Source organism: Streptomyces fildesensis, assembly GCF_016107395.1.
Lineage (GTDB): Bacteria > Actinomycetota > Actinomycetes > Streptomycetales > Streptomycetaceae > Actinacidiphila > Actinacidiphila fildesensis.
Map to the genome: position 1 here is coordinate 21,791 of NZ_JAAIKO010000034.1, position 19,380 is coordinate 41,170.

Annotated in this window: 20 protein-coding genes and 1 pseudogene; 14 read left to right on the forward strand and 7 right to left on the reverse strand. The window is 68.9% G+C overall.

The genetic code is table 11. The features are described from left to right. Positions 1-92: 92 nt before the first annotated feature. Positions 93-506, reverse strand: a complete 414-nt coding sequence (locus C6N31_RS31155; protein ID WP_138355307.1) for a VOC family protein — start codon at positions 504-506, stop codon at positions 93-95. Beyond that, positions 503-1,087, reverse strand: a complete 585-nt coding sequence (locus C6N31_RS31160) for a dihydrofolate reductase family protein (RefSeq protein WP_138355308.1) — start codon at positions 1,085-1,087, stop codon at positions 503-505. The genes C6N31_RS31155 and C6N31_RS31160 overlap by 4 nt, the downstream gene beginning before the upstream one ends. Positions 1,088-1,541: 454 nt before the next feature. Between C6N31_RS31160 and C6N31_RS31165 the strand changes: the two genes are divergently transcribed. From C6N31_RS31165 to C6N31_RS31185, 5 genes are all read left to right on the forward strand, one after another. Then, entirely contained in the window at positions 1,542-1,901 is a 360-nt protein-coding gene (locus C6N31_RS31165; RefSeq protein ID WP_138355309.1) for an SH3 domain-containing protein, read from the forward strand. A gap of 115 nt (positions 1,902-2,016) precedes the next feature. Then, the gene (locus C6N31_RS31170; RefSeq protein ID WP_138355310.1) at positions 2,017-2,346 is read left to right on the forward strand and encodes an SH3 domain-containing protein; all 330 of its coding nucleotides are present in this window, start codon (positions 2,017-2,019) and stop codon (positions 2,344-2,346) included. A 111-nt stretch (positions 2,347-2,457) separates the two neighbouring features. Beyond that, entirely contained in the window at positions 2,458-2,694 is a 237-nt protein-coding gene (locus tag C6N31_RS31175; RefSeq protein WP_138355311.1) for a YbjQ family protein, read from the forward strand. Positions 2,695-3,512: 818 nt separating this feature from the next. Continuing rightward, positions 3,513-4,550 (forward strand): dipeptidase, encoded by a 1,038-nt coding sequence (locus tag C6N31_RS31180; RefSeq protein ID WP_138355312.1) that lies wholly within the window; start codon positions 3,513-3,515, stop codon positions 4,548-4,550. Between the two features lie 101 nt (positions 4,551-4,651). Then, positions 4,652-5,575 carry a M20/M25/M40 family metallo-hydrolase gene (locus tag C6N31_RS31185; protein WP_138355358.1) on the forward strand — a complete coding sequence of 308 codons (924 nt, stop codon included), beginning with the start codon at positions 4,652-4,654 and terminating at the stop codon, positions 5,573-5,575. On the opposite strand, the gene C6N31_RS31190 is transcribed toward C6N31_RS31185, so the two are convergent. Beyond that, entirely contained in the window at positions 5,463-5,783 is a 321-nt protein-coding gene (locus tag C6N31_RS31190; RefSeq protein ID WP_138355313.1) for a serine hydrolase, read from the reverse strand. The genes C6N31_RS31185 and C6N31_RS31190 overlap by 113 nt on opposite strands. A gap of 354 nt (positions 5,784-6,137) precedes the next feature. On the opposite strand from C6N31_RS31190, the gene C6N31_RS31195 reads away from it, so the two are divergent. After that, positions 6,138-6,611: a hypothetical protein gene (locus C6N31_RS31195; RefSeq protein ID WP_138355314.1), complete on the forward strand. Its 474-nt coding sequence runs from the start codon at positions 6,138-6,140 to the stop codon at positions 6,609-6,611. A gap of 731 nt (positions 6,612-7,342) precedes the next feature. Here C6N31_RS31195 and C6N31_RS31200 read toward each other — a convergent pair. The 3 genes and pseudogenes from C6N31_RS31200 to C6N31_RS47015 form a co-directional block, all read right to left on the reverse strand. Next, positions 7,343-8,628, reverse strand: a pseudogene (locus tag C6N31_RS31200) (MFS transporter). Further along, on the reverse strand, positions 8,625-9,164 hold the full coding sequence (locus tag C6N31_RS31205; protein ID WP_138355315.1) for an ArsR/SmtB family transcription factor: 540 nt from the start codon (positions 9,162-9,164) through the stop codon (positions 8,625-8,627). Before C6N31_RS31205 ends, C6N31_RS31200 begins: the two are co-directional and overlap by 4 nt. Positions 9,165-9,568: 404 nt before the next feature. Beyond that, positions 9,569-10,075: an LmrA/YxaF family transcription factor gene (locus C6N31_RS47015; RefSeq protein WP_427196975.1), complete on the reverse strand. Its 507-nt coding sequence runs from the start codon at positions 10,073-10,075 to the stop codon at positions 9,569-9,571. Positions 10,076-10,208: 133 nt separating this feature from the next. On the opposite strand from C6N31_RS47015, the gene C6N31_RS31215 reads away from it, so the two are divergent. The 4 genes from C6N31_RS31215 to C6N31_RS31230 all read left to right on the forward strand — a co-directional run bounded on the left by C6N31_RS31215 (position 10,209) and on the right by C6N31_RS31230 (position 12,401). Next, complete coding sequence (locus C6N31_RS31215; protein ID WP_198358672.1) at positions 10,209-10,712, forward strand: VOC family protein; 504 nt, start codon at positions 10,209-10,211, stop codon at positions 10,710-10,712. A gap of 84 nt (positions 10,713-10,796) precedes the next feature. Next, entirely contained in the window at positions 10,797-11,384 is a 588-nt protein-coding gene (locus tag C6N31_RS31220) for a DUF3558 family protein (protein WP_138355316.1), read from the forward strand. 1 nt (position 11,385) lies between these two features. After that, positions 11,386-11,763: a hypothetical protein gene (locus tag C6N31_RS31225; RefSeq protein ID WP_187145200.1), complete on the forward strand. Its 378-nt coding sequence runs from the start codon at positions 11,386-11,388 to the stop codon at positions 11,761-11,763. A gap of 140 nt (positions 11,764-11,903) precedes the next feature. After that, on the forward strand, positions 11,904-12,401 hold the full coding sequence (locus tag C6N31_RS31230; RefSeq protein ID WP_138355317.1) for a GNAT family N-acetyltransferase: 498 nt from the start codon (positions 11,904-11,906) through the stop codon (positions 12,399-12,401). Between the two features lie 633 nt (positions 12,402-13,034). On the opposite strand, the gene C6N31_RS31235 is transcribed toward C6N31_RS31230, so the two are convergent. Beyond that, positions 13,035-14,045, reverse strand: a complete 1,011-nt coding sequence (locus C6N31_RS31235; RefSeq protein ID WP_138355318.1) for a hydroxyacid dehydrogenase — start codon at positions 14,043-14,045, stop codon at positions 13,035-13,037. A 480-nt stretch (positions 14,046-14,525) separates the two neighbouring features. On the opposite strand from C6N31_RS31235, the gene C6N31_RS31240 reads away from it, so the two are divergent. From C6N31_RS31240 to C6N31_RS31255, 4 genes are all read left to right on the forward strand, one after another. Continuing rightward, positions 14,526-15,854, forward strand: a complete 1,329-nt coding sequence (locus C6N31_RS31240) for a sugar ABC transporter substrate-binding protein (RefSeq protein WP_138355319.1) — start codon at positions 14,526-14,528, stop codon at positions 15,852-15,854. Further along, complete coding sequence (locus C6N31_RS31245; protein ID WP_138355320.1) at positions 15,851-16,822, forward strand: carbohydrate ABC transporter permease; 972 nt, start codon at positions 15,851-15,853, stop codon at positions 16,820-16,822. Before C6N31_RS31240 ends, C6N31_RS31245 begins: the two co-directional genes overlap by 4 nt. Continuing rightward, entirely contained in the window at positions 16,819-17,685 is an 867-nt protein-coding gene (locus C6N31_RS31250; protein WP_138355321.1) for a carbohydrate ABC transporter permease, read from the forward strand. Before C6N31_RS31245 ends, C6N31_RS31250 begins: the two co-directional genes overlap by 4 nt. Before the next feature lie 278 nt (positions 17,686-17,963). Then, on the forward strand, positions 17,964-19,340 hold the full coding sequence (locus C6N31_RS31255) for an alpha-L-fucosidase (RefSeq protein WP_138355322.1): 1,377 nt from the start codon (positions 17,964-17,966) through the stop codon (positions 19,338-19,340). Positions 19,341-19,380 lie beyond the last annotated feature (40 nt).

Genomic DNA, 19,380 nt, shown 5'->3' on the forward strand with positions numbered 1-19,380 from the left:
GTCCCGCCCACCCCCCTGGTGCTCGCCCTCGACGGCATTGCGCCGCAGTCGCGTCGAGGGGAGGCTTCGTCACTCCACAGACCGTGGCCGCCTCAGGCGAAGTCTGCTGCGGTCATGCCGTCGGGATGTCCGGACGGCCACTCCACCAACTCGATCCGGTAACCGTCCGGGTCCGTGAGCCACGACGTCTTCGGGCCGTGAGGGCCGCCCGGGTACTGGAGGGGTTCAGGCCCCAGGCCGGCTTCGGTCAGCGTCTCCAGGGTGGTGGCGAGCGTCTCCACCTGGATCGCCAGGTGGTCGAAACCGCTGCCCACGTCGACCGGTCCGTCGCCGGGGCGGTGGACCAGTTCGAGCGAGGCCGCCGGTTCCTCGGGGAACTTGAGGATCACGAGGCGAGCCCCGTCGCCGACATCGACCCTGCCCAGTTCGACGTAGCCCAAGGCCGTGTAGAAACCGAGCGAGCGGTCCAGGTCGGTGACGCGGTAGGAGACGAAGAGCGTCTTCACGCGGTCTCCTCGGGCCGACGCACCGTGTAGCGGAGGTGCGTGACGTCTCGATCCTCGAGCCGTCGGACGAGGTCGAGTTCGATGTGATCACTACCCAGATGATCGAAGAGCCGTCGGCCGTCCCCGAGGAGGACCGGAATCAGGTGGATCTCCATCTCGTCGATGTGCCCGGCCCGCAGGAGCGCTTGCGCCGCCCCCGCCCCATGGACCAGGACCGGCCTGTCCCCGGCGGCTGCGCGAGCCTGGCGGGCGCAGTCCTCGACATCGGTGACGAAACGCGCGTGGCCGGGTGGGACGTCCCCGTCATCCACCTGGTGGGTGAGGACGAAGATCGGCACACCGTTGTGGTGGTCGCCCTGCCAACGCCCGGCGAGTTCGAAAGTCCTACGGCCTGAGATTACCGCGCCGGTCGCCAGCGCCTCGCGATAAACCTGTCCGCTGGGACCGTCGGACTCCCGGTCGTCGAGCCAGTTGAAGAGCCGTCCACCGTCGCGGCCGAGCTCCTGCCCCGGCTGATCGTCCGGGCCAGCGATATAGCCGTCGAGCGACATCGACATGTACAGCCGAATGGGGTGGTTCATCCGGGCCTCCCTCTCTCCTCCATGACACCGGGATCCGGCATCTCCTGAGCCGCCGACGGGGCGGGAATGTCACCAGGAAGACTTCAGGCAACCGGGAAACTCATCGGCCCGACACGCCGGCCCTGCTGCGCGGCCTCCACAGGAGGTAGCAGGCATGACCAGCGCGCCGCCGGCCGAATGTCAGCGGCGACCTCAATCAGAAGGACCTGACGACGCGTCGGGCAGAGGACGAACCCTCGTGGAACTGCACCCGTCAGTCGGCAGGCTCCCCCCGATCCCGGGCGCTATGCAGTTTGTCAAACGCTTAAAGCGCATTCGAAACCATGGACGGAGCGGTTCTTCACGGTGATGTTGGAAGGCCAGCGGCGTGCGGTCCGGAGCTGTTGGCCATCGGCCGCGCCCGCGACAGCAGTTGCTGCACAGCCTCCGAGAACCGGAAGGAAGTACACCACCGATGCGCAAAGTGAAGAACCTCGTGCTGGGCACTGCCCTGGCGGCTTCGGCACTCCTGGGCGGAGTGGTCGCCGTGGCTCCCGCGGCGGCCGCGGCCCCCGCGGCGTGTCCTGAGTCGCCGTCGACCAACTACAACTCTCCCGGTGGGTTCACCGGGAACGGAGTGAATATCCGCACCGGGCCGGGGACCGGCTGCACCGCCAAGGGCTACGGATACACGAACCACTCGGTGACCGTCCGGTGCCTGGCTTACGGCTGGGTCTACCTCACGGACAACACCACCGGGGTGACCGGCTGGGCGCTCGACGACTTCGTCACCTGGCACACCGTGCCGGTAGGCCGCTGCTACCCCCCGGCCTGAGCATCCTCCGCACCTCATGAGGGAGGCACCCGGCCCCCAGCAGAAGCACGTGCGGCCCCTGCTGGGGCCGCATTCCGATCGCACCAATTCTTCGACACAACGGGAGTGTTCAGCCATGCAGCCTCATCACCTCGTCCGTGGTCTCGCCGCAGTCGGCGCGACAGCGGCTCTGCTCACGGGACTCGCCGCGGGACCCGCGCTCGCCGAGGGCCCGGCTCAGCCGGCGCGACCGCAGAACGTGTGCTTCGAACGCGAGACGTGCTGGGTCACGGAGAACAACGTCATCTATCGCGCCTCTCCCGGCGGTACACCGCTGGGACAGGTCCACCGGGGCCAGGGTTTCGACACCGTCGAGTACCGCAACGGATGGTTCCGGGGCAACCTGTGGGGCGGACGGACCAACGTCTGGATCTACGCGGCCTACCTCGACTCGACCCGCCCCTGACCCTCTCGGCGCCCCGGCGCACGAGCCGCGCGGGGGTGCGGACACCGCGCGTTCGCACCCCCGCGGGAGCCGGTTGCGCACAGCTCGCGAGGCTGAGAGCATCACCTGTCCATGGCTATAGATCTTCCTTATCCGGTCAATGTCGTCACCGTCGACATCCCCCGACGAGAAGACCCCGTTGCCCACAGCTGGACTGTATGGGGCGACCCCGTGAGGGGCGCCGACGCGGCTCTCTCCTCGCTGAGCGTCAGGGCTGCGGGACTCGGCGCTCAGGAGGTCATCGGGGTCAGACTCCTTGTCCTCCCGATGGCTCTGATGGCCTACGGAACAGCGATCAGGTACGCCTGAGAGGCCTCGCACCGGCTCCGGCCTGCCCATACAGCCCATGAGGAAACGGATGTCGCGGACGGTCCGGTCGTCGATGTGTGGGCGACCCGGCAGGTGTCCGAGGTCCGCACGGTCGTGGAGAAGCGCGCGTTCCAACTGGGCCGGTTGAAGCTGTCGCAGATCCCGCCGATTCCCGGCAGAGTCGATCGCGTGACCCAGGGGCCCACGCGCCGCATGGCAGCGCAGCCGGCCCGGTCCGCGACCAAAACGGTGGTGCTCTGCGAGCGTCCACGTCCTGCTTGGGCCCCCACCGGCAGCCCGCCCCCGAATCGGGGCAGGCTGCACTGCGAGACCCGCACATCCATGAGCCCGTTGCCGGGACGGGACAGGAGCACTCTGGTTCCGTGGTGGTGGCGTACTCCTCGAACTTCAGTGATCCATCGGGGCCGTACGGGACTCTCCGCCGCAGGCGCTCGTATCGGTGCCCCATAGGAGGTCCCGGTCGCTGACCGCCTTCACTGTGGCGAATCCTCGGCACCGCGGCGGAACAAGGTGGCCGCCGGCACAACGCATGCCTGCGGCCACCCACCGCCGGCCAGGAGGCCCGGCGCACCTTCCATTCTCCGAACCGCTGCTGGTGAAGGAGATGCCCGTTGCAGGCGCGGCACCTCCACTGCCGGACGGGAGCGCTGTGGCCCTCGCCCGGGTCGGCGGGGAAATCCGCCTGGCTCGATTGGCGCGGACGACGAAGGCAGCCGTGGTTCTTCGTCGTCGAGGATGAGAGGTGAGCCCATCGGCCGCCATAACGTCAGGGACAACTCTCACTGGAAGGCTCCGACGTGACCGCTGATTTGCACCACCGCGCCATCGTCGCCGATACCCACAACGATCTGCTGATGGCGGTGTCGGCGCGGCCCCCGTTCCGCTGGGCTGACTTTTTCCGTGAACGCTGGCTGCCGCAGCTCCAGGCCGGAGGCGTGGACATCCAAGTGCTGCCCGTCTTCATCGACGACGCCTACCGGCCGGAGGGCGCGCTGCGCCGCACCCTGCGGATGATCGAGACCGCGCATGTGCTGGCCGAGGGGAACCCGGATACCGTGGCCCTGTGCGAGGACGGCGACCAGATCGACGCCGCTCTCGCCGCGTCGAAGATCGCACTCGTGCTCGCCCTGGAGAGCGCGCCGGGCGTCGACGCCGATGTCGAGCTGTTCCACACCCTTCACCGCCTCGGCGTGCGTGTCGCTTCCATCGCGCACTGGAACCGCACCCCGCTCGCCGACGGCAGCGGAGAGGACGCCACCGGCTCCCGGCTCACGGCCGCCGGAGTCCGGGCCCTGGCGGAGATGGAACGACTCGGCATGCTCTTCGACGTCTCCCACCTCGGCGCCGCCGGGGTGGCCCACGTCCTCGAACTGGCCACCCGCCCGCTCCTGGCCACCCACTCCTCGGCCCGCGCACTCAGCGACCACCACCGCAATCTGACCGATGAGCAGCTCCGAGGAGTCGCCGCCACGGGCGGCGTCGTCTGCGTCAACTTCTTCCCCGGCTTTCTCGCCGAAGCCGAGGAGGACCGCACCCTGGAGAAGCTGGTGGACCACATCGAGCATGTGGCGTCCGTCGCGGGCATCGACCACGTCGGCATCGGGCCCGACTTCGTACGCGAGGTCCTTCTCGACGTCACCCCGCCCTGTTGCGAGGATCTGAATCTCGACGACATGGACCCGCTCGTCACCCTGCCGGGGCTCGACGGCCCGGCGGGCCTGCCCCTCGTGACGGCGGAACTCTTCCGGCGCGGCCACCCCGAGGCCGACATCGGCAAGATCCTCGGCGGGAATGTCCACCGGCTCTTCCGCGCGGAACTGGGGCGCGCCCGATGACGCCCGCCGCCGTCCCGGTATCCGCCTCCGGCCCGCAGGCCGCCGCCGTCCCGGTGCCCGTCACCGGTCCGGAGTCGGCGGGCACCATGAATCTCGACGCCATGCTCGCCGACCTCGAAGAGCTCGTGCTCTGCGAGTCGTTCTCGGCGGATCATCAGGCCGTCGCAGCCAGCGCCGCGACCGTCGCCGCCCAGGGCACCCACCACCTCGGAGCCGCGCCCGAGATCCTCGTCATCGGGGGAGTCACCCATCTGCGCTGGACGTTCGGTGAGCCCCGGGTGCTGCTCGTAGGGCACCACGACACCGTGTGGCCCATGGGCTCGCTGGCCACCCACCCCTGGTCGGTCGTGAACGGAATCGCCCGCGGACCCGGGGTCTTCGACATGAAGACCGGACTCGTGCAGATGTTCCACGCGCTCAGGTCGCTGCCCACGCTTGACGGCATCCGTGTCCTGATCACCGGCGACGAGGAACTGGGCTCGCCCACCTCCCGCGAACTGGTCGAGGAGTCCGCCAAGGGGTGCGTCGCCGCGTTCGTCCTGGAAGCCTCCGCCGACGGCGGGGCACTGAAGACCGCGCGCAAGGGGGTGTCCGAGTACGAGATCGAGGTACGGGGCCGGGCCGCGCACTCCGGACTCGAACCGGAGAAGGGCGTGAACGCGGCCATCGAGGCCGCCCACCAGGTCCTGGCGATCAGCAGGCTCGGCGACCTGGTCAACGAAGAACTGTCCGTCTCCCACGGTCCGGACGCCACCACCGTCACACCGACCCTCCTGCGGGCGGGAACGGCCGTCAACACCGTGCCGCCGCGGGCCTCCATCTCCGTCGACGTGCGGGTACCGGACGCTGCGGCCCAGCGCCGGGTGGACGAACTGATCCGCTGCCTCCCCGTGCACACCCCCGGTGCCCGTCTCAGCGTCTCCGGCGGCCCCAACCGGGCACCTCTGGAAGCGACTTCGTCGGCCGGGCTCTTCGCCCGGGCACCAGGCCCGCATCGGCCAGTTGCATCAGCAGGACGGCGGTGAACACCTTCGTCGTGGAACCGATCTGGAACAGCGTGTCCGGGGTGACGGCTCGGCCCGTCGCAATGTTCTCGACGCCGACGGAGCATTCGGCGACCTCGTCGCCGATGGCGACGGCGACCTGCGCTCCGACGATTCCCAGTTCGGCCGCTGCTTCACCGGCCAGGTGTGTGATGGCGGCTCTGTCGATGGCCGCAGTTTCGCTGGTCATGGGCGAGGTCTCCCCTGTGTACGCGACTCGGAATGCACCTCAGCCTAGGTAGTACACGAAGTGACGGCCCAGTGCCGCGGCACCAAATCGGCCGCTTCGGTTGGGGCGTCCGGACGAAGCCGGTGGCGACTGGGACGCCCCGACGGCCGGGGCGACCGCGACCGTGAATCGACTCCCTCGAAGCTGTGGTCCGCGTGGTTCCGGAGCGGCCCAGGAGGCGGCAGGCCTCAATCAGTGCTGGGTCGGACGAGCTTGACAGGCGGTCTGTCGATGGCATCACCGGTTTCGCGCCGTGGGTGACGGGGTGCAGGAGCGTGCCTGACATGTCGGAGGGTGCCAGTAGCCTCAGGAACCATGGGGATTCAGATAGATGTAGTGGTGGGATACCCGGTCAACGATGAGGTGGAGAGGGTGCTCGGGCTGGCTGAGGCGGTTGGCGAGCCTGTCACTGTCACGTTCATGTGGGAGGGGCGTGACGAGGCGGAGCGCGCTGTGCTGGTGCCCGCGGCCACGCTGGCGCTCTGGGAGCATTGGGCTCCCACTGCCTACCCGACGAGTGACGCCAGGGACGAGAACCGGGCCGATGCGGAAGAGCCGGAGCTGGCTCACCCAGCGGAATTCGGCGCGTTCACGCTCTTTCGACGTCGCGCAGGAGAGCGCACGGCGGTCGCTCGTGGGGGAGTGGTGGTCGCCGAGCTCCTGGTCCCCGACGAGGCGCACTGGCTCGAAGAGCAGGCCCGCAATGTCCGCCAAGGCTTCATGGATCCGAAGCAGAAGGCGGCGTTCGAGGAGTTCCTCGCCCGACAGCCACCCCTCGATGAGCAGTGACGCGCCGACTTGTGCTTCAGCCGCGGCATGCGCGCGCCGCCAGGTCACCACCGCGCCAGTGCCTCCGCGGACCATCCGCAGTAGCCGCCAGCCCTCGGCGTCATCTATCCCGCGAGCGCGAACTCGTCATGCCACGCACGTGGTTTGGCGGCCCGATGCCGCTCGAGCTGCAGGTTCAGGAGGAGTTGTCGGAGTCAGCGGCGAGGGTCTTGCCCGCGACTCCTGACCGGGTGACGCCGTCGACTGCGTCAACCCACCGAATTCGGCGCGAGCCGGCGCGCCTGACCACCGGCCGCGGCTGCGGGCACGCGGCGCGGGCCAGTGGCGGCGGCTTCGGTTCGTGGTGTGGTCGTCCGGCTGGGCGGACCACTGGAGGAGGAAGCGCAGGGATTCCTGGGAGGGGGAGTCCGGTGGGGCCGTGTAGGCGACAAGTTGCTGGTCGGGCTGTGTGTCGACCTTCGGGACCCACCTGGCCAAGGCCGACTGAACAGGCCATCCTGAGTACCGCAGCGCACGCGCCGGCGCGATCTGCCACGGCGGCCGGCGCCAGATCCACCAGGCGCACCGGGAGGACCAGCTCGCCGCCCTCGGTCTGGTCCTCAACACCGGCGTCCTGCACTCGCCCGCTGGGCCACTCGTTGCATCCGGTAGAGGCCAGGCACCCGACGCTCCGGGCCGAGGCGAGGAACGCCGAGCTGGGCTGAGCGCTGGCGCAACGACCTCACGGAGCCCTAAAGGGCACTCTCCTGAACGGGATCCCGCGTTTCCGGGTGAGCTGGATCGTCGGCCGCGGCGGCGGCGCGCAGCGCCGCCTCGACGTGGCGGTTGCTGGTCATGGTCGACGTGACGGCGGTCATGGTGAGGAGGAGGCCGGCGGCGGTGTAGAGCGGGGTGCGTATGTCGTAGGTGCTGGCCAGCCAGCCGCCGAGGAAGGCCCCGATGGGGGCGGCGCACATGGCGAGCATGCGGGATGTGGAGGCGACCCGGCCCATCAGGTGGGCGGGGACGATCGCCTGTCGGAGGGAGGGGGCGAGGACCATCGTGGCGCCCATGCCGGCCCCGCAGACGGCGAGTGCCAACCCGGCCACGTACGGGTTCGGGGCGGCGGCCAGGCCCAGGATGGCAAGTCCCTCGACGGCGGCCGTGCAGGTCAGCGCGGTGCCGGTGCCGAGTCGTCGGCCGAGGAAGGAGGCGATGCCCGCGCCGAGCAGGCCGCCGGCGGCCTCCGCGGTGAGGAGCAGGCCGAAGCCGTAGGTGTCGATGCCGAGGCGGTCGTGGGCGAACAGGGCGAGTACGGTCTCCACGGCGAGGAAGGCGATGTTCCCGACCGCCGGACGCAGGGCGAGTCCGAGCAGCAACTGATCCCGGAATACGTACGAGGCGCCGGCCCGCGCCTGCCGCAGCAGTGACTCGCGGGCCTGCGGTACGGGCCGGGGTGCGGCAGGCAGCGACCGTACGAGCAGTGCGGACAGCGCGAACGACACCGCGTCGGCGAGCAGCGGAACCGCTCGCCCGAGCGCGAGCAGCGCACTGCCCGCAGGCGGTCCCGCGAAGCCGGACGCGGCGGTCTGGGCGCCGCGCAGGCGGGAGTTGGCGCGCTCCAGGAGCGCGGGGTCACGGCCGAGCAGATCCGGCAGATAGGCCGTGGCGGCGTGTCGAAGAAGAGCCCGCCGAGGCCGAGCAGGAAGGCGACGGCCGCGAGCAGTGGAATGCTCAGCGCGTCGAGCGCGGCCGCTGCCGCCGGTATCGCGAGCAGCACCGCACGCGCCGCGTCCGTGACCCACATCGTGCGCCGACGGTCCCAGCGGTCCACCAGGGCGCCGCCGAGCACCCCGAAGAGCAGCCACGGCAGCGTTCCGGTGGCCGTGACGACGGCGAGCGCCATCGGATCCCGCGTCAACGTCAACGCGAGCAGCGGCAGCGCGGCGTGCGACACCCCGTCACCGAGCGAGGAGACCGTCTGCGCGGTCCACAGCCGTCCGAACCCGGTCGGCAACTTGCGGATATCTGAGGTCACTTGGCGTCCCCTTCGGCCTGCTCACGCGTTGTCGGGTGGAACAGTGCGAAGACGAGTGACGCGTCCGGCAGCGACGGATCGGACAGCTCCCGGTACTCGTCCGCCAGTGCCTGCATCCGCGCCCCCAACCGCGCGAACTGCTCGTCGGTGAGCCGCAGATGCGCCATCCGTACGTGCCGCTCGCCATCCGCCGGCGCTGCCTCCAGGTCCGCCACCGCATGCCGCATCAGCACATCCGGCCCTCCTTCGCCCGGGTCCGGCAGCACGATCGACCGCGCGGCCATGGCGTAGTACCGCTCGGTGACCCCCCGGACCTTCCGCGTTCGTACCACCGTCACCAGGCCGGCCCGCTCCAGCAGCCGTACGTGGTAGCTGGAACTCCCCTTCGCAATGCCCACTCGCTCGGCGATCTGCGTAATCGTCGCGGGCTCGAAGCGGAGCACGGCCATGATCCGGTGACGCGTGAGATTGGAAACGGCGCGTAGCTGCTCGTCGGTGGTGACGTGGAACGTCTCGGGGAGATCGTCTGTAGGCATGGCCCCAATGGTCAACACTTCTTGACCATTGGTCAAGGGGTTTTGTTCGGGCTTCCGGAATCGGTTCTCCAGCCCGTGAGGCCTTCGTAGTCGCCACCAGCGATGCTCGTTCGTTCTGTGGTACCTGGGGCGCCCCAAGCGCGGATATGAAGACCACCCCTGGCGGGCGGCTTCGATCGAAGGGACCTCAGGCGGCCGTCACTGTTGGGGGTCGCCATGCGGCAAGGGCATCAGGGGGAACGTCCCGTCATATTCAGCTGAACGTGACGCTCCGGTCGGTGGCATCCGGTGCGACGAAGGCGAGAAGTGACTCGGCGCCTCGTCCAACACCGCCGCGGTGTCTGCCGCGACAGCGGCCGGAACGATCGTTGCAGCGCGCCACGTTGCTGTGCTCTGACGCCGGGTCAACCCGAGTTGGGGAGGGCGGAGAGCAGGGCCGCGGCGGCTCTGTCGAAAGGGGTGGTGCTGCCCGCTGCGCGACACAGGATGTGGGCGCCTTCGAGAGTGACGATCAGGAGAGTGGCCAGATCGGCGGCCGGGGATGGGCTCATTCCGGCCTGAGTGAGTTTTCCGGCGAGCTCGCCGGTCCAGCCGGTGAACCCTTCGGCCGCGACGGTGCGCAGGCTGCTTCGGTCAGCGATGGCCGCACCGCCGTCGATGGTGACCGCCGCGACTGCGCAGCCGGTTTCTACGAGTTCGACAGCGCGGAGAACGCCCTGACCTTCGCTCAGGGCCCCTTCGCCGAAGAGGCCCGCCGGGCCGGAGCCCCGGCAACGACGCGACTGTTCGACGGTGACATCGTCAAGGACGCCAGCATCGACCTGAACTCGCCCTACTACGACTGACACCGCAGGTCGCCACCGCTTCGGCGCTGGACGCCGGCTCGCCCCACTGCGGGGCGAGGCGGCCACCGCGCTGTTCGGTTGGACCGTCGCCCCACCGGACTCCAACGGCTACAGGCTCTGCACGCTGCGCGGACATCTCGTCGCCGCCCTTGGGCCGGCCGAGGACGCCGGCGCACCCTACTGGACGATCAACGTCACCGTGTCGGACATCCAGGCCACCGCCACTCGCTTCACGAACCTGGGCGCCCAGATCATCGTGGCACCCACCGAAGTCGGGACACTCGGCTACTACGCCGTCGCTCTCGACCCCGTCGGCGCACCACTGTCACTTTGGCAGCCCGGCACCCATGACGGCATGCAACTGACCGGCGAACCGGGCGCTTTCGCCGGCATCAGCCTTCTCACCGACCACTCCGCGCAGGCCGCCGCCTTCTACCGACCAGCCCTGAACTGGAACTACAACCCCGGCCACACAGAGTTCCGGCTGCCGGACCACTCCATCGCCGCGACCAGCCCGCCGCCAGGGACTCCAACGGCACAGCGATCACTCTGGCCGGTCAGTTTCGCCAGTGACAGGCCCGACACCGACGCCAAGCAGGCCCTGCAACTCGGTGCGACCGCAGTTCGCCAGGACTCCAACGGAGACGTGGTCCTGCGCGATCCCACCGGCGCTCTGTTCGGCCTCACTCAGCACACCCGATAGTGCCACTCCGACCGAACGCGTTGCCCCAGGCGACTTCATGAGTCACCGCACGAGGTCCGGCCTTCGTATGTCACGCTCGTCCCCATGCAGAAACGACATGTCGCCGCGGCGACGCTGATGGTGATCGTATGGACGGGGGCCGCTGCGTGCGGTGGGAGCGACTCGTCATCTTCGTCTTCCCCAGGGAAATCGACCGGTTCAACAGGCGCCAAGAAGCCCGCCGGAGGAGAGCCGTCGATCCCCAAGGGGCCGCGCACGACACTCAAGGGGATGGACGTCTGCAAAGCGCTGAGGGCCGAGTCGCTGACCGCGATCGGCGTTCAGCCCTCCGACGCCAAGGAGGGCAGCGAATCCGGCAGAAGCTCGGACTCCGGCTGTGACTGGCACAGCGGCGGGACGGAGGTGCAGATCAACGGCATCGTCGACATGTCGGTGGACTTGTCCGTGGACGAGTACGGAATCCAGAAGAAGATCGACGTCCTGGGCTTCCCAGGGGTCGCGGCCACTGCGATCGGCAACTCCTGTGACGACTCCATGCAGGTCAACGCCGACGAACTCGAGGTCAATGTCCGGAACGAAGACAGCAGCAATCCGGCGCTTCGCGTTAGCAAGGCGTGCGACGTGGCGAGGGACTTCACCCGACAGGTGCTGACGGGAGTCACCAAGAAGTGAGGTGGCGGCGCTGCCTGCCGTGCGCGCCTGCTCGCCAGAACTGCCCGAGCACCCGGACTTCACCCGCATCCTTGCCGTGTTCAACGAGGAGACCGGAACGCTGCGGGCCAGGGACGTCGCCCAGGCCCTCGGCCACGAACTCCCGCCCACGAACGTCGTGGGCATCCGGGCCAAGCCGAAGCGCCTGGTCGAACTCGACGTCCTCACCGACGCCGACACGGGCAGCTTCGCCAGGAAGCCAGAGCGCAGCCGCGCCTGTGCCGGATGGATGCCAGGGGTGGGCCGGGCTGCCGCAGGCCGCGGGCCGCGGGCCGGGCACGCCACCGCGGGTGATCTCAGTGATGCCGGGAAGCGAGCACCTAGTGCCGTGACCGGATAGGTTCACCGAGGCCTCGTGTTCTGCGAGTTCGTGAGCCACCGCTGCTCCCCGGTTTCTGCTGGTCACCGGGGTGGACGACCTCGTTTGGATGGTTGTCATCGACTTGCCGCCCATCCCGCCCTGCAGGCAGGGTGTGGATCATGCTTGAACTACGTAGTCTGACATCAGACGACTGGCCCCTTTGGCGGGAGTTGCGACTGGCCGCGCTTACTGAGGCGCCCTACGCGTTCGGATCGACGCTGGCTCAGTGGCAGGGCTCCGGCGACCGAGAGGCACGCTGGCGTGCCCGTCTGTCGATTCCTGGAGCGCTCGATCTCGTCGCGCTCCTCGACGGCCTTCCGGTGGGCATCGCCAGCGGAGTACCGGGCGAGGGAACAGATAATGTGGAGTTGATCTCGATGTGGGTCGCCCCCACGGCTCGGGGCAAGGGCGTGGGTGACTACCTGATCCAGGCGGTCGAGCGGTGGGGAGCGGAGCGCGGCGTCACGACGCTGCGGTTGTCCGTCATGCCGGACAACCGCAAGGCGACCGCACTCTATGAGCGGCACGGTTTCACGGACACGGGTGAGCCCGGCGATCTTCTGCCCGATGGCATTGGCAGGGAGCGGGTCATGGCGAAGAGCCTGGCCGCTGTCTGATCTCCATATCCGGGCACGGCGGGATCCCTCACTGGGTCAGGCTGCGGCGGCGAGGGGGCGTCCGCCCCAGCGGATGCCCTTCTCGCTGCGGATGCGGATGCGGGGTGCTGCGTGAACCACGCGGCCACAGCGCTAGCCGAGTTCGAGCTGGTTGGTTGGCATCCGGAGCTCATGCAACCCCACGTCTGCCCAGAACTGCTCCGGCGGCCCGCACATCCGTTACACCTCACTACCGCTACACCTGCGGACAGAACCCGGTGAGTTCGGATCCATCTGCCCACCCGGTGCGCAGATGACCAGGGAAGTGCGGGCGGGCGCACCGAAGCCGCCCTTCCTTCCGCTCGGGCTCATGGTCGACTCCTTCGCTCACGGCGGCGGTCCGGTCCGACGCGTCCGCGGAGCGGATTCGGGGCCGGGAGGTGCTGGCCGACCTCGCAGTTTCGCAGCCCTCGCTAACGTCTCACTCACGTTTCGCTTACGTGATGCCCGTGGCTGTGAGCGGGTGGAATCGGGTGCCGATCAGGCTTGCCCGGACCCGGGCACGCGGTACAGCATGACCTTGCGTGACGTCGCCGATCGAAGGTTCCCGAGGAAGGGAACCGTGTCGGCAGTGGTCGGCAGCGGCCGGCGGTGTCAGGCCAGCGAGGCGGCGTGGGCGGGGTCGATGGCGTGCTGGAGCGGCCGGTTCTGTGTGAAGCGGCGGAGTTCGCCGAGCACGAGCTGTCCGAGGCGGTGGCGTTCGGCGCCCATGGCGCCGCCCAGGTGCGGTGTCAGGACGACGTTGGGAAGGGTGAACAGTGGTGAGTCATGAGCCGGGGGCTCGGGGTGCGTTACGTCGAGTACGGCGGTGAGGTCGGGCCTGGCGTGCAGGACCTGCGCGGCGGCCGTCTCGTCGATCAGCGCGCCCCGCGCGGTGTTGATCAGTGTCGTGCCCGGCCCCATGGAGTTGAGCAGCCGTGCCCCGATCGAGCCGCGGGTCTGGGGCAGCAGCGGTGCGTGGAGGCTGACGACGTGACTGGTGGCGAAGAGTTCCTCGATGGAGATCAGCCGGACTCCCGCGCGCTGGGCGGTGTCCTGGGAGGCGACGGGATCCGTGGCGAGGACCTCGACTTCGAAGCGGGCGAGGTGGGCGGCGACGAGCCGGCCGATGTGCCCGAGTCCCAACAGGCCGACCCGTGACCGGTACGCGCCCGGGACGTCGGGATCGGTGGGGAAGCGGCGGCTCTGCGCCATCTCCCGCTCGATGCGGTGGGCCTGTTTCAGTCCGAGCAGGACATGGGCGAGGGTGAACTCCGCCACCGGAACGGCATTGGCCGCGGCGGCCGCGACGATCGGGATGTCGCGCTCCCAGAAGGCGGGTGTGGTCAGGTGCCGGACGGACCCCGCCGCGACGAGAACGGCCCGCAGCCGAGGGGCCCGTGACAGGAGGGCGCCGTCGAGAAGGGGTGCACCCCAGCCTGTGAGCAGAATGTCGACGGTCCGCAGCACGTCGGGGTCCGCGTCGAGCTCCTGCCGGGTGAGGGGCGGTCCCTGCCAGTGCACGAGCCGGCCGATCTCGGCCAGTACTGCGGGCGGGTAGACGTCGGCCCGGCGTTCTTCCTCCATGACCAACAGGGCTGTCGGTGCGGTGGCCGGTGCGTTCATGTCGGGTTGTCTCCTCGGCCTGTCCGGTGGTGGACCGGCAGCCGGACGGTCGGCGGTCCCTGCTCGGATGTGATGGAAAGCGTCTGGCTTTATGTCGTGGATTGGTGGGGGCTGTTCGTTGTCCGGCCCGTAGCTCGCAGGAACCATACATCGGATCACTGAAATGTCATCGCCGTGACCCTGGATGTCGATCTTCCTTGGTCGAGTGGCGGCCGTGGGGAACGAGGCGCCCCTTGGGGTGAACAACCGTTCCCGTCGATGCCCAACTTGTATGGCCAAGAACCCATTTATAGGAGTCGGGTCGTCCCTCCCATCCGTCGCGCCGGCTGGAGGAGGTGCGGAAGTGTGCCAGATGAGCGCTCCTTCGGTCAGTCGAAACCCTTTGTATTCATCGGACTATTGACCGTTGATTCGGACCCGGTTACCGTCCCAGCAAGCGCTTTCTAGACCGCGGTGATGCGGGCGAAACCGGGAGTTGTCATGCAGAGATCGCGATGGATCGGCGCGGGGGCCCTCGCCTCGGTTCTGATCCTCACCAGCTGTACCTCCGGGGCTGCGGGAGTGGATGCCAAGCAGAACCCCAAGGCACCTCTCGAGCTCTGGACCAGGACGACCCCGGGCGGACCGGGGGAGAAGGGCGCACTGCAGCTCGCCGCCGCCTTCGAGAAGGCCACGGGCTACCAGGTCAAGGTCACGGCCATCTTCGACGACTTCGAGACCAAACTGCAGCAGCGGGCCGCCCAGAAGAAGCTCCCCGACATCGTCATGAACGACGTGACGCAGCTCGGAACCATGCACAGCCAAGGTCTGCTCCGAGAGATCGACCTGGGCAAGATCAAGGACAGCAAGCAGATCATCGAACAGGGCCTGAAGTCCGGGCAGAGCCTGGACGGCAAGCAGTACGGACTGCCGTTCTCCGCGCAGGCGTCCGCGCTGCTGATCCGCAAGGACTGGCGCGAGAAGCTGAAGCTCGACGTCCCGCGCAACTGGGACGACTTCGCCGCGATGGCCACGGCCTTCACCACTCAGGACCCCGACGGGGACGGCAAGAACAACACCGCCGGGCTCGCCGCCCCGCTGTCCACCAAGCGCGGTTACGCCTCCTGGTACTTCTCGAACTTCCTGTGGGCCGCGGGCGGCGACTTCATCACCGAGGCCGGCAAGGGCACGTACAAGCCGGCGATGACCACCGCGGCGTCGGTGCAGGCCATGCAGTGGTTCCGCGACCTGGGGTGCAAGGCCAAGGCCATCCAGCCCGGCGCGGTGACCATGGACACCCCGCCGACGAACGAGACGTTCGAGTCGGGTCGAGCCGGCATGTTCGTCGTCGGCCCGTACCTGCTGCCGCGCTTCGACAAGTCCCTGGGCAAGGACAAGTACGAGGTCGTGCCGATGCCCAAGGGACCCAAGGACGCCACCGTCCTCGCCGAGGGCGGCTCCGTCTACCTGATGGCCGGCTCGGACAACCAGGCCGGCCAGGACGCCTTCGCCGGCTTCGCGGTGTCCGTCGAAGGCCAGAAGAAGGGGATGGAGGGCGCCACCGGCTACACCGTGCAACTTCCCGTCAACACCGCCGTGGACATCTCCCAGATCCGTCCCGACCCGCGCTGGAAGACCTACGCCCAGGCGTACCAGGACTCCGGGCGGTACGCGCCCTCCATACCGAACTGGACGCCGGTGCGGCAGGTGACGGCGGACGCGGTGAACGCGCTGATGGCGGACTGCGGCCTCGACATCAACGCCAAGTTGGGTGAGCTCGACAAGCAGCTCGCCGATATCCTCAAGGAGCAGGGGATCGCCGCGTCATGAGCCTCGACCAGGCGGAACCGGCCGCCCGTGCGGCAGCCGGCTCCGCCCCCCGCGAACCGGCCCTCCGGGGCGGCGGGACCGCCGGTCGTCGGGGGCGCAGCCGCAGATCGGGCCGGTGGTGGACGCCCTGGCTCTTCCTCGCCCCGGCGCTGCTGCTCTTCCTGTACTTCAAGTTCATTCCCATGGCCAGCGCGCTGACCATGTCCTTCCAGGATGTGCAGCCCTACCTGGGAAACCGGTGGGTCGGCACCGAGAACTACGCCACGGTGCTGCAGTCGCACGGATTCCGTGAGGCCGCGTGGCACACGGTCGTGCTCGCCGTCGGCGAGACCGTCGGCGCGATGTCACTCGGCTTCGCCCTGGCCCTGCTGATGGAGGGGCAGAGCCGGCGACTGGGATTCGTGCGCTCCGCGGCGTTCCTTCCGGTGGTGGTGCCGCTCGCGGTCGTCGCCGAACTGTGGCGGATCATGTACCACCCGACCGGGGACGGCATGCTCAACTCCGTTCTGGGCCTGGTGGGAGCCGGTCCGTCGGGGTTCATCAACGACCCCGACACGTCGATGGCCTCCATCATGCTCACCGGCATCTGGCGGGGTGCCCCCTACGACATGATGATTTTCCTCGCCGGACTGACGAGCGTGGACCGCGGCCTGTACGAGGCGGCGAAGGTCGACGGGGCCTCCCGGTGGCAGCGGGTGTGGTACGTGACGGTGCCCGGACTGCGGTCGGTGTTCTCGATTCTGTTCATCCTCGCCGCGATCCGCGGACTGCGCGTGTTCACCGAGGTGTTCCTGCTCACCAACGGGGGGCCCAACGGCTCCACCGAGGTCGTCATGACCCTCATCTACAAGCTCGGGCTCGAGCAGAACCGGCTCGGCGTCGGCGCGGCGGGAGCGGTCCTGCTGTTCGTCGCGACGCTGATCCTGACCATCATCGTCCAACTGCTGCGGCGGAGGGAGAGCAAGTGAGTGCGCCGACCGAGACCGCGCTGGGCCTGACCGAGAGCCGCAGCGTCGGCGGACGGATCCTGAAGGCCGTCATCTACCTGCTGGTCCTGACGGTGTTCGCGGGCCCGCTGCTGGCCCTGCTCGTCGGCGCCTTCGGCCACATCAAGGACCCGACGCAGCTGAGCGTCGTGCCCAAGGGCTTCACGTTGGACAACTTCCGGATCGCCTTCGACCAGGGGGTGCTCAAGTACCTGCTGAACTCGTTCTTCGTCGTCGGCTTCGGGCTGCTGCTCCAGGTCGTTGTCTCCGTGCTGGCCGGATACGCGCTGGCCCGGAAGGTGTTTCCCGGAATGACGCTGGCGCTCGTCGCCATCCTGGCGACGCTGATGCTGCCCGAGGAGATCCTGGCCCTCCCGCTGTCTGTCATTCTCTCCGACCTGCCGGTCGTCCACTTCAACCTCATCGGCACCCTCGCCGGCATGATCGTCCCGCTGGGCGCCTGGGGATTCTCCATCCTGGTGATGACCGAGTTCATGAAGGACGTGCCACGCGAACTGGAAGAGGCCGCCCGCATCGACGGCGCCGGAGACCTGCGGATCTTCGCCCAGATCATTCTGCCGATGTGCAAGCCCGCCCTCGGCGTCATCGGAGTCTTCGGCTTCACCATGATCTGGGACCAGTACCTGCTGCCCCTGCTCGTCTCCACGGACTCCTCCTCGTACACGCTGCCGCTGGCGCTGCGGACCCTGCGGATCGACCCGGCCGTGACGCCCGGAGTGGTGATGGCCGCCTCGTTGCTGGCCCTGCTGCCCTCGGTGATCGTCTTCCTGTTCTTCCAGCGGTCCTTCGTCAGCGGTCTGTCCTCCGGGGCGCTCAAGGGCTGACCCGCGAACCGACCACCGACCCACGAACTGACCGCTGACTCGCGGACCGACCCGCGGCCCCGGTGACTTCGTAGCCCGCGCAGCCCGCGCAGCCCGCGCGGCCCGTTCCGGCCCGTTCCGGCCCGCGGCCTGCGCCGGCCCCGCAGCCCGCACCGGCCCCCGGGGCCTGCCACCCTGACGTGCCTGCGCGTCGGCCCGGTTCCCGCCCCCGTTCCCTACGACCAGCCCTGACGCGCACCGAAAAGCCGCCGGACGCCGATGAGAAAGAGCGATTCCCCATGACTCCGAGCACCGACACCCCGCCGGCGCACCCGTCCGCGACCCCGGATCCCGTAGGAGGCCCGGAGACGAACTGGTTCACCACCGCCCGGTTCGGCATGTTCGTCCATTGGGGTCTGTACTCCCTCGCCGCACGGCACGAGTGGGTCAAAAACCGTGAGCGACTGACCGACGAGCAGTACCAGGTGTACTTCGACCACTTCGACCCGGACCGCTACGACCCCGCCCAGTGGGCCAGAGCGGCCAAGGCGGCGGGCATGCGGTACGTCGTGCTCACCACCAAGCACCACGACGGCTTCTGCCTGTGGGACAGCGCCCTGACCGAGTACAAGGTCACCAACACCCCGCACGGCCGTGACCTCGTGGGGCCGTTCGTCGAGGCGTGCCGCGCCGAGGGGCTCAAGGTCGGCCTCTACTACTCGCTGATCGACTGGCACCATCCGTCCTTCCCCGTGGACGGCACCCATCCGCAGCGCGACGACGAGGCGTTCAAGGCATCCCACGCCGAGCGGGACATCCGCGACTACCAGCGCTATCTGCACGGCCAGGTCCGCGAGTTGCTGACCTCGTTCGGACGCGTCGACTACCTGTTCTTCGACTTCTCGTATGCCGGGCGCACCTGGTGGGGCGGCAAGGGACCCGACGACTGGGACTCCCCGCAGCTCCTGCGGACCATTCGCGAACTGCAGCCGCACGTCCTCGTCAACGACCGGACCGGCCTTCCCGGGGACTTCGTCACCCCCGAGCAGTACCAGCCGTCCGGTCCCATGACCGACAACGGGCGACCCGTGCTGTGGGAAGCCTGCCAGACGCTCAACGGCAGCTGGGGCTACGACCGGGACAACCTGGACCACAAGAGCCCCGACCTGCTGATCCGCATGCTCGTCGACGGCGTGTCCAAGGGCGGCAACCTGCTGCTCAACGTGGGACCCACCGGCCGCGGCGCTCTCGACCCGCGCGACACCGCGGTCCTGGAGGAGATCGGCCGGTGGACGCAACTGCACGAACGGGCGATCCGCGGCTGCGGACCCTCCTCGTACACCGCCCCCGCCGAATGCCGGTACACCCAGCGCGGCGACCGGCTCTACGTCCACCTGTTCGCCTGGCCGCTGCGTCACCTGCACCTGCCGGGCCTGGCCGGCCGGGTGCGCTACGCCCAACTGCTCAACGACGCGTCCGAGATCATCCCGGTGCACATCGACCCGGACCGGCCCGCGGTCAACACCGAGATGGGCGGACAGCCGGCCGGAACGCTCACGCTCCAGCTCCCGGTCCGGCGCCCCGATACCCCCGTACCTGTCATCGAACTGTTCCTGGACACCCAGGAAACCCAGGACGCCGGGGACACCACCCGGGACACCCTGGCCGCCGGCTGAGCGCCAGCCGGCACACCGTCCGTCCACCACACCCTCACGG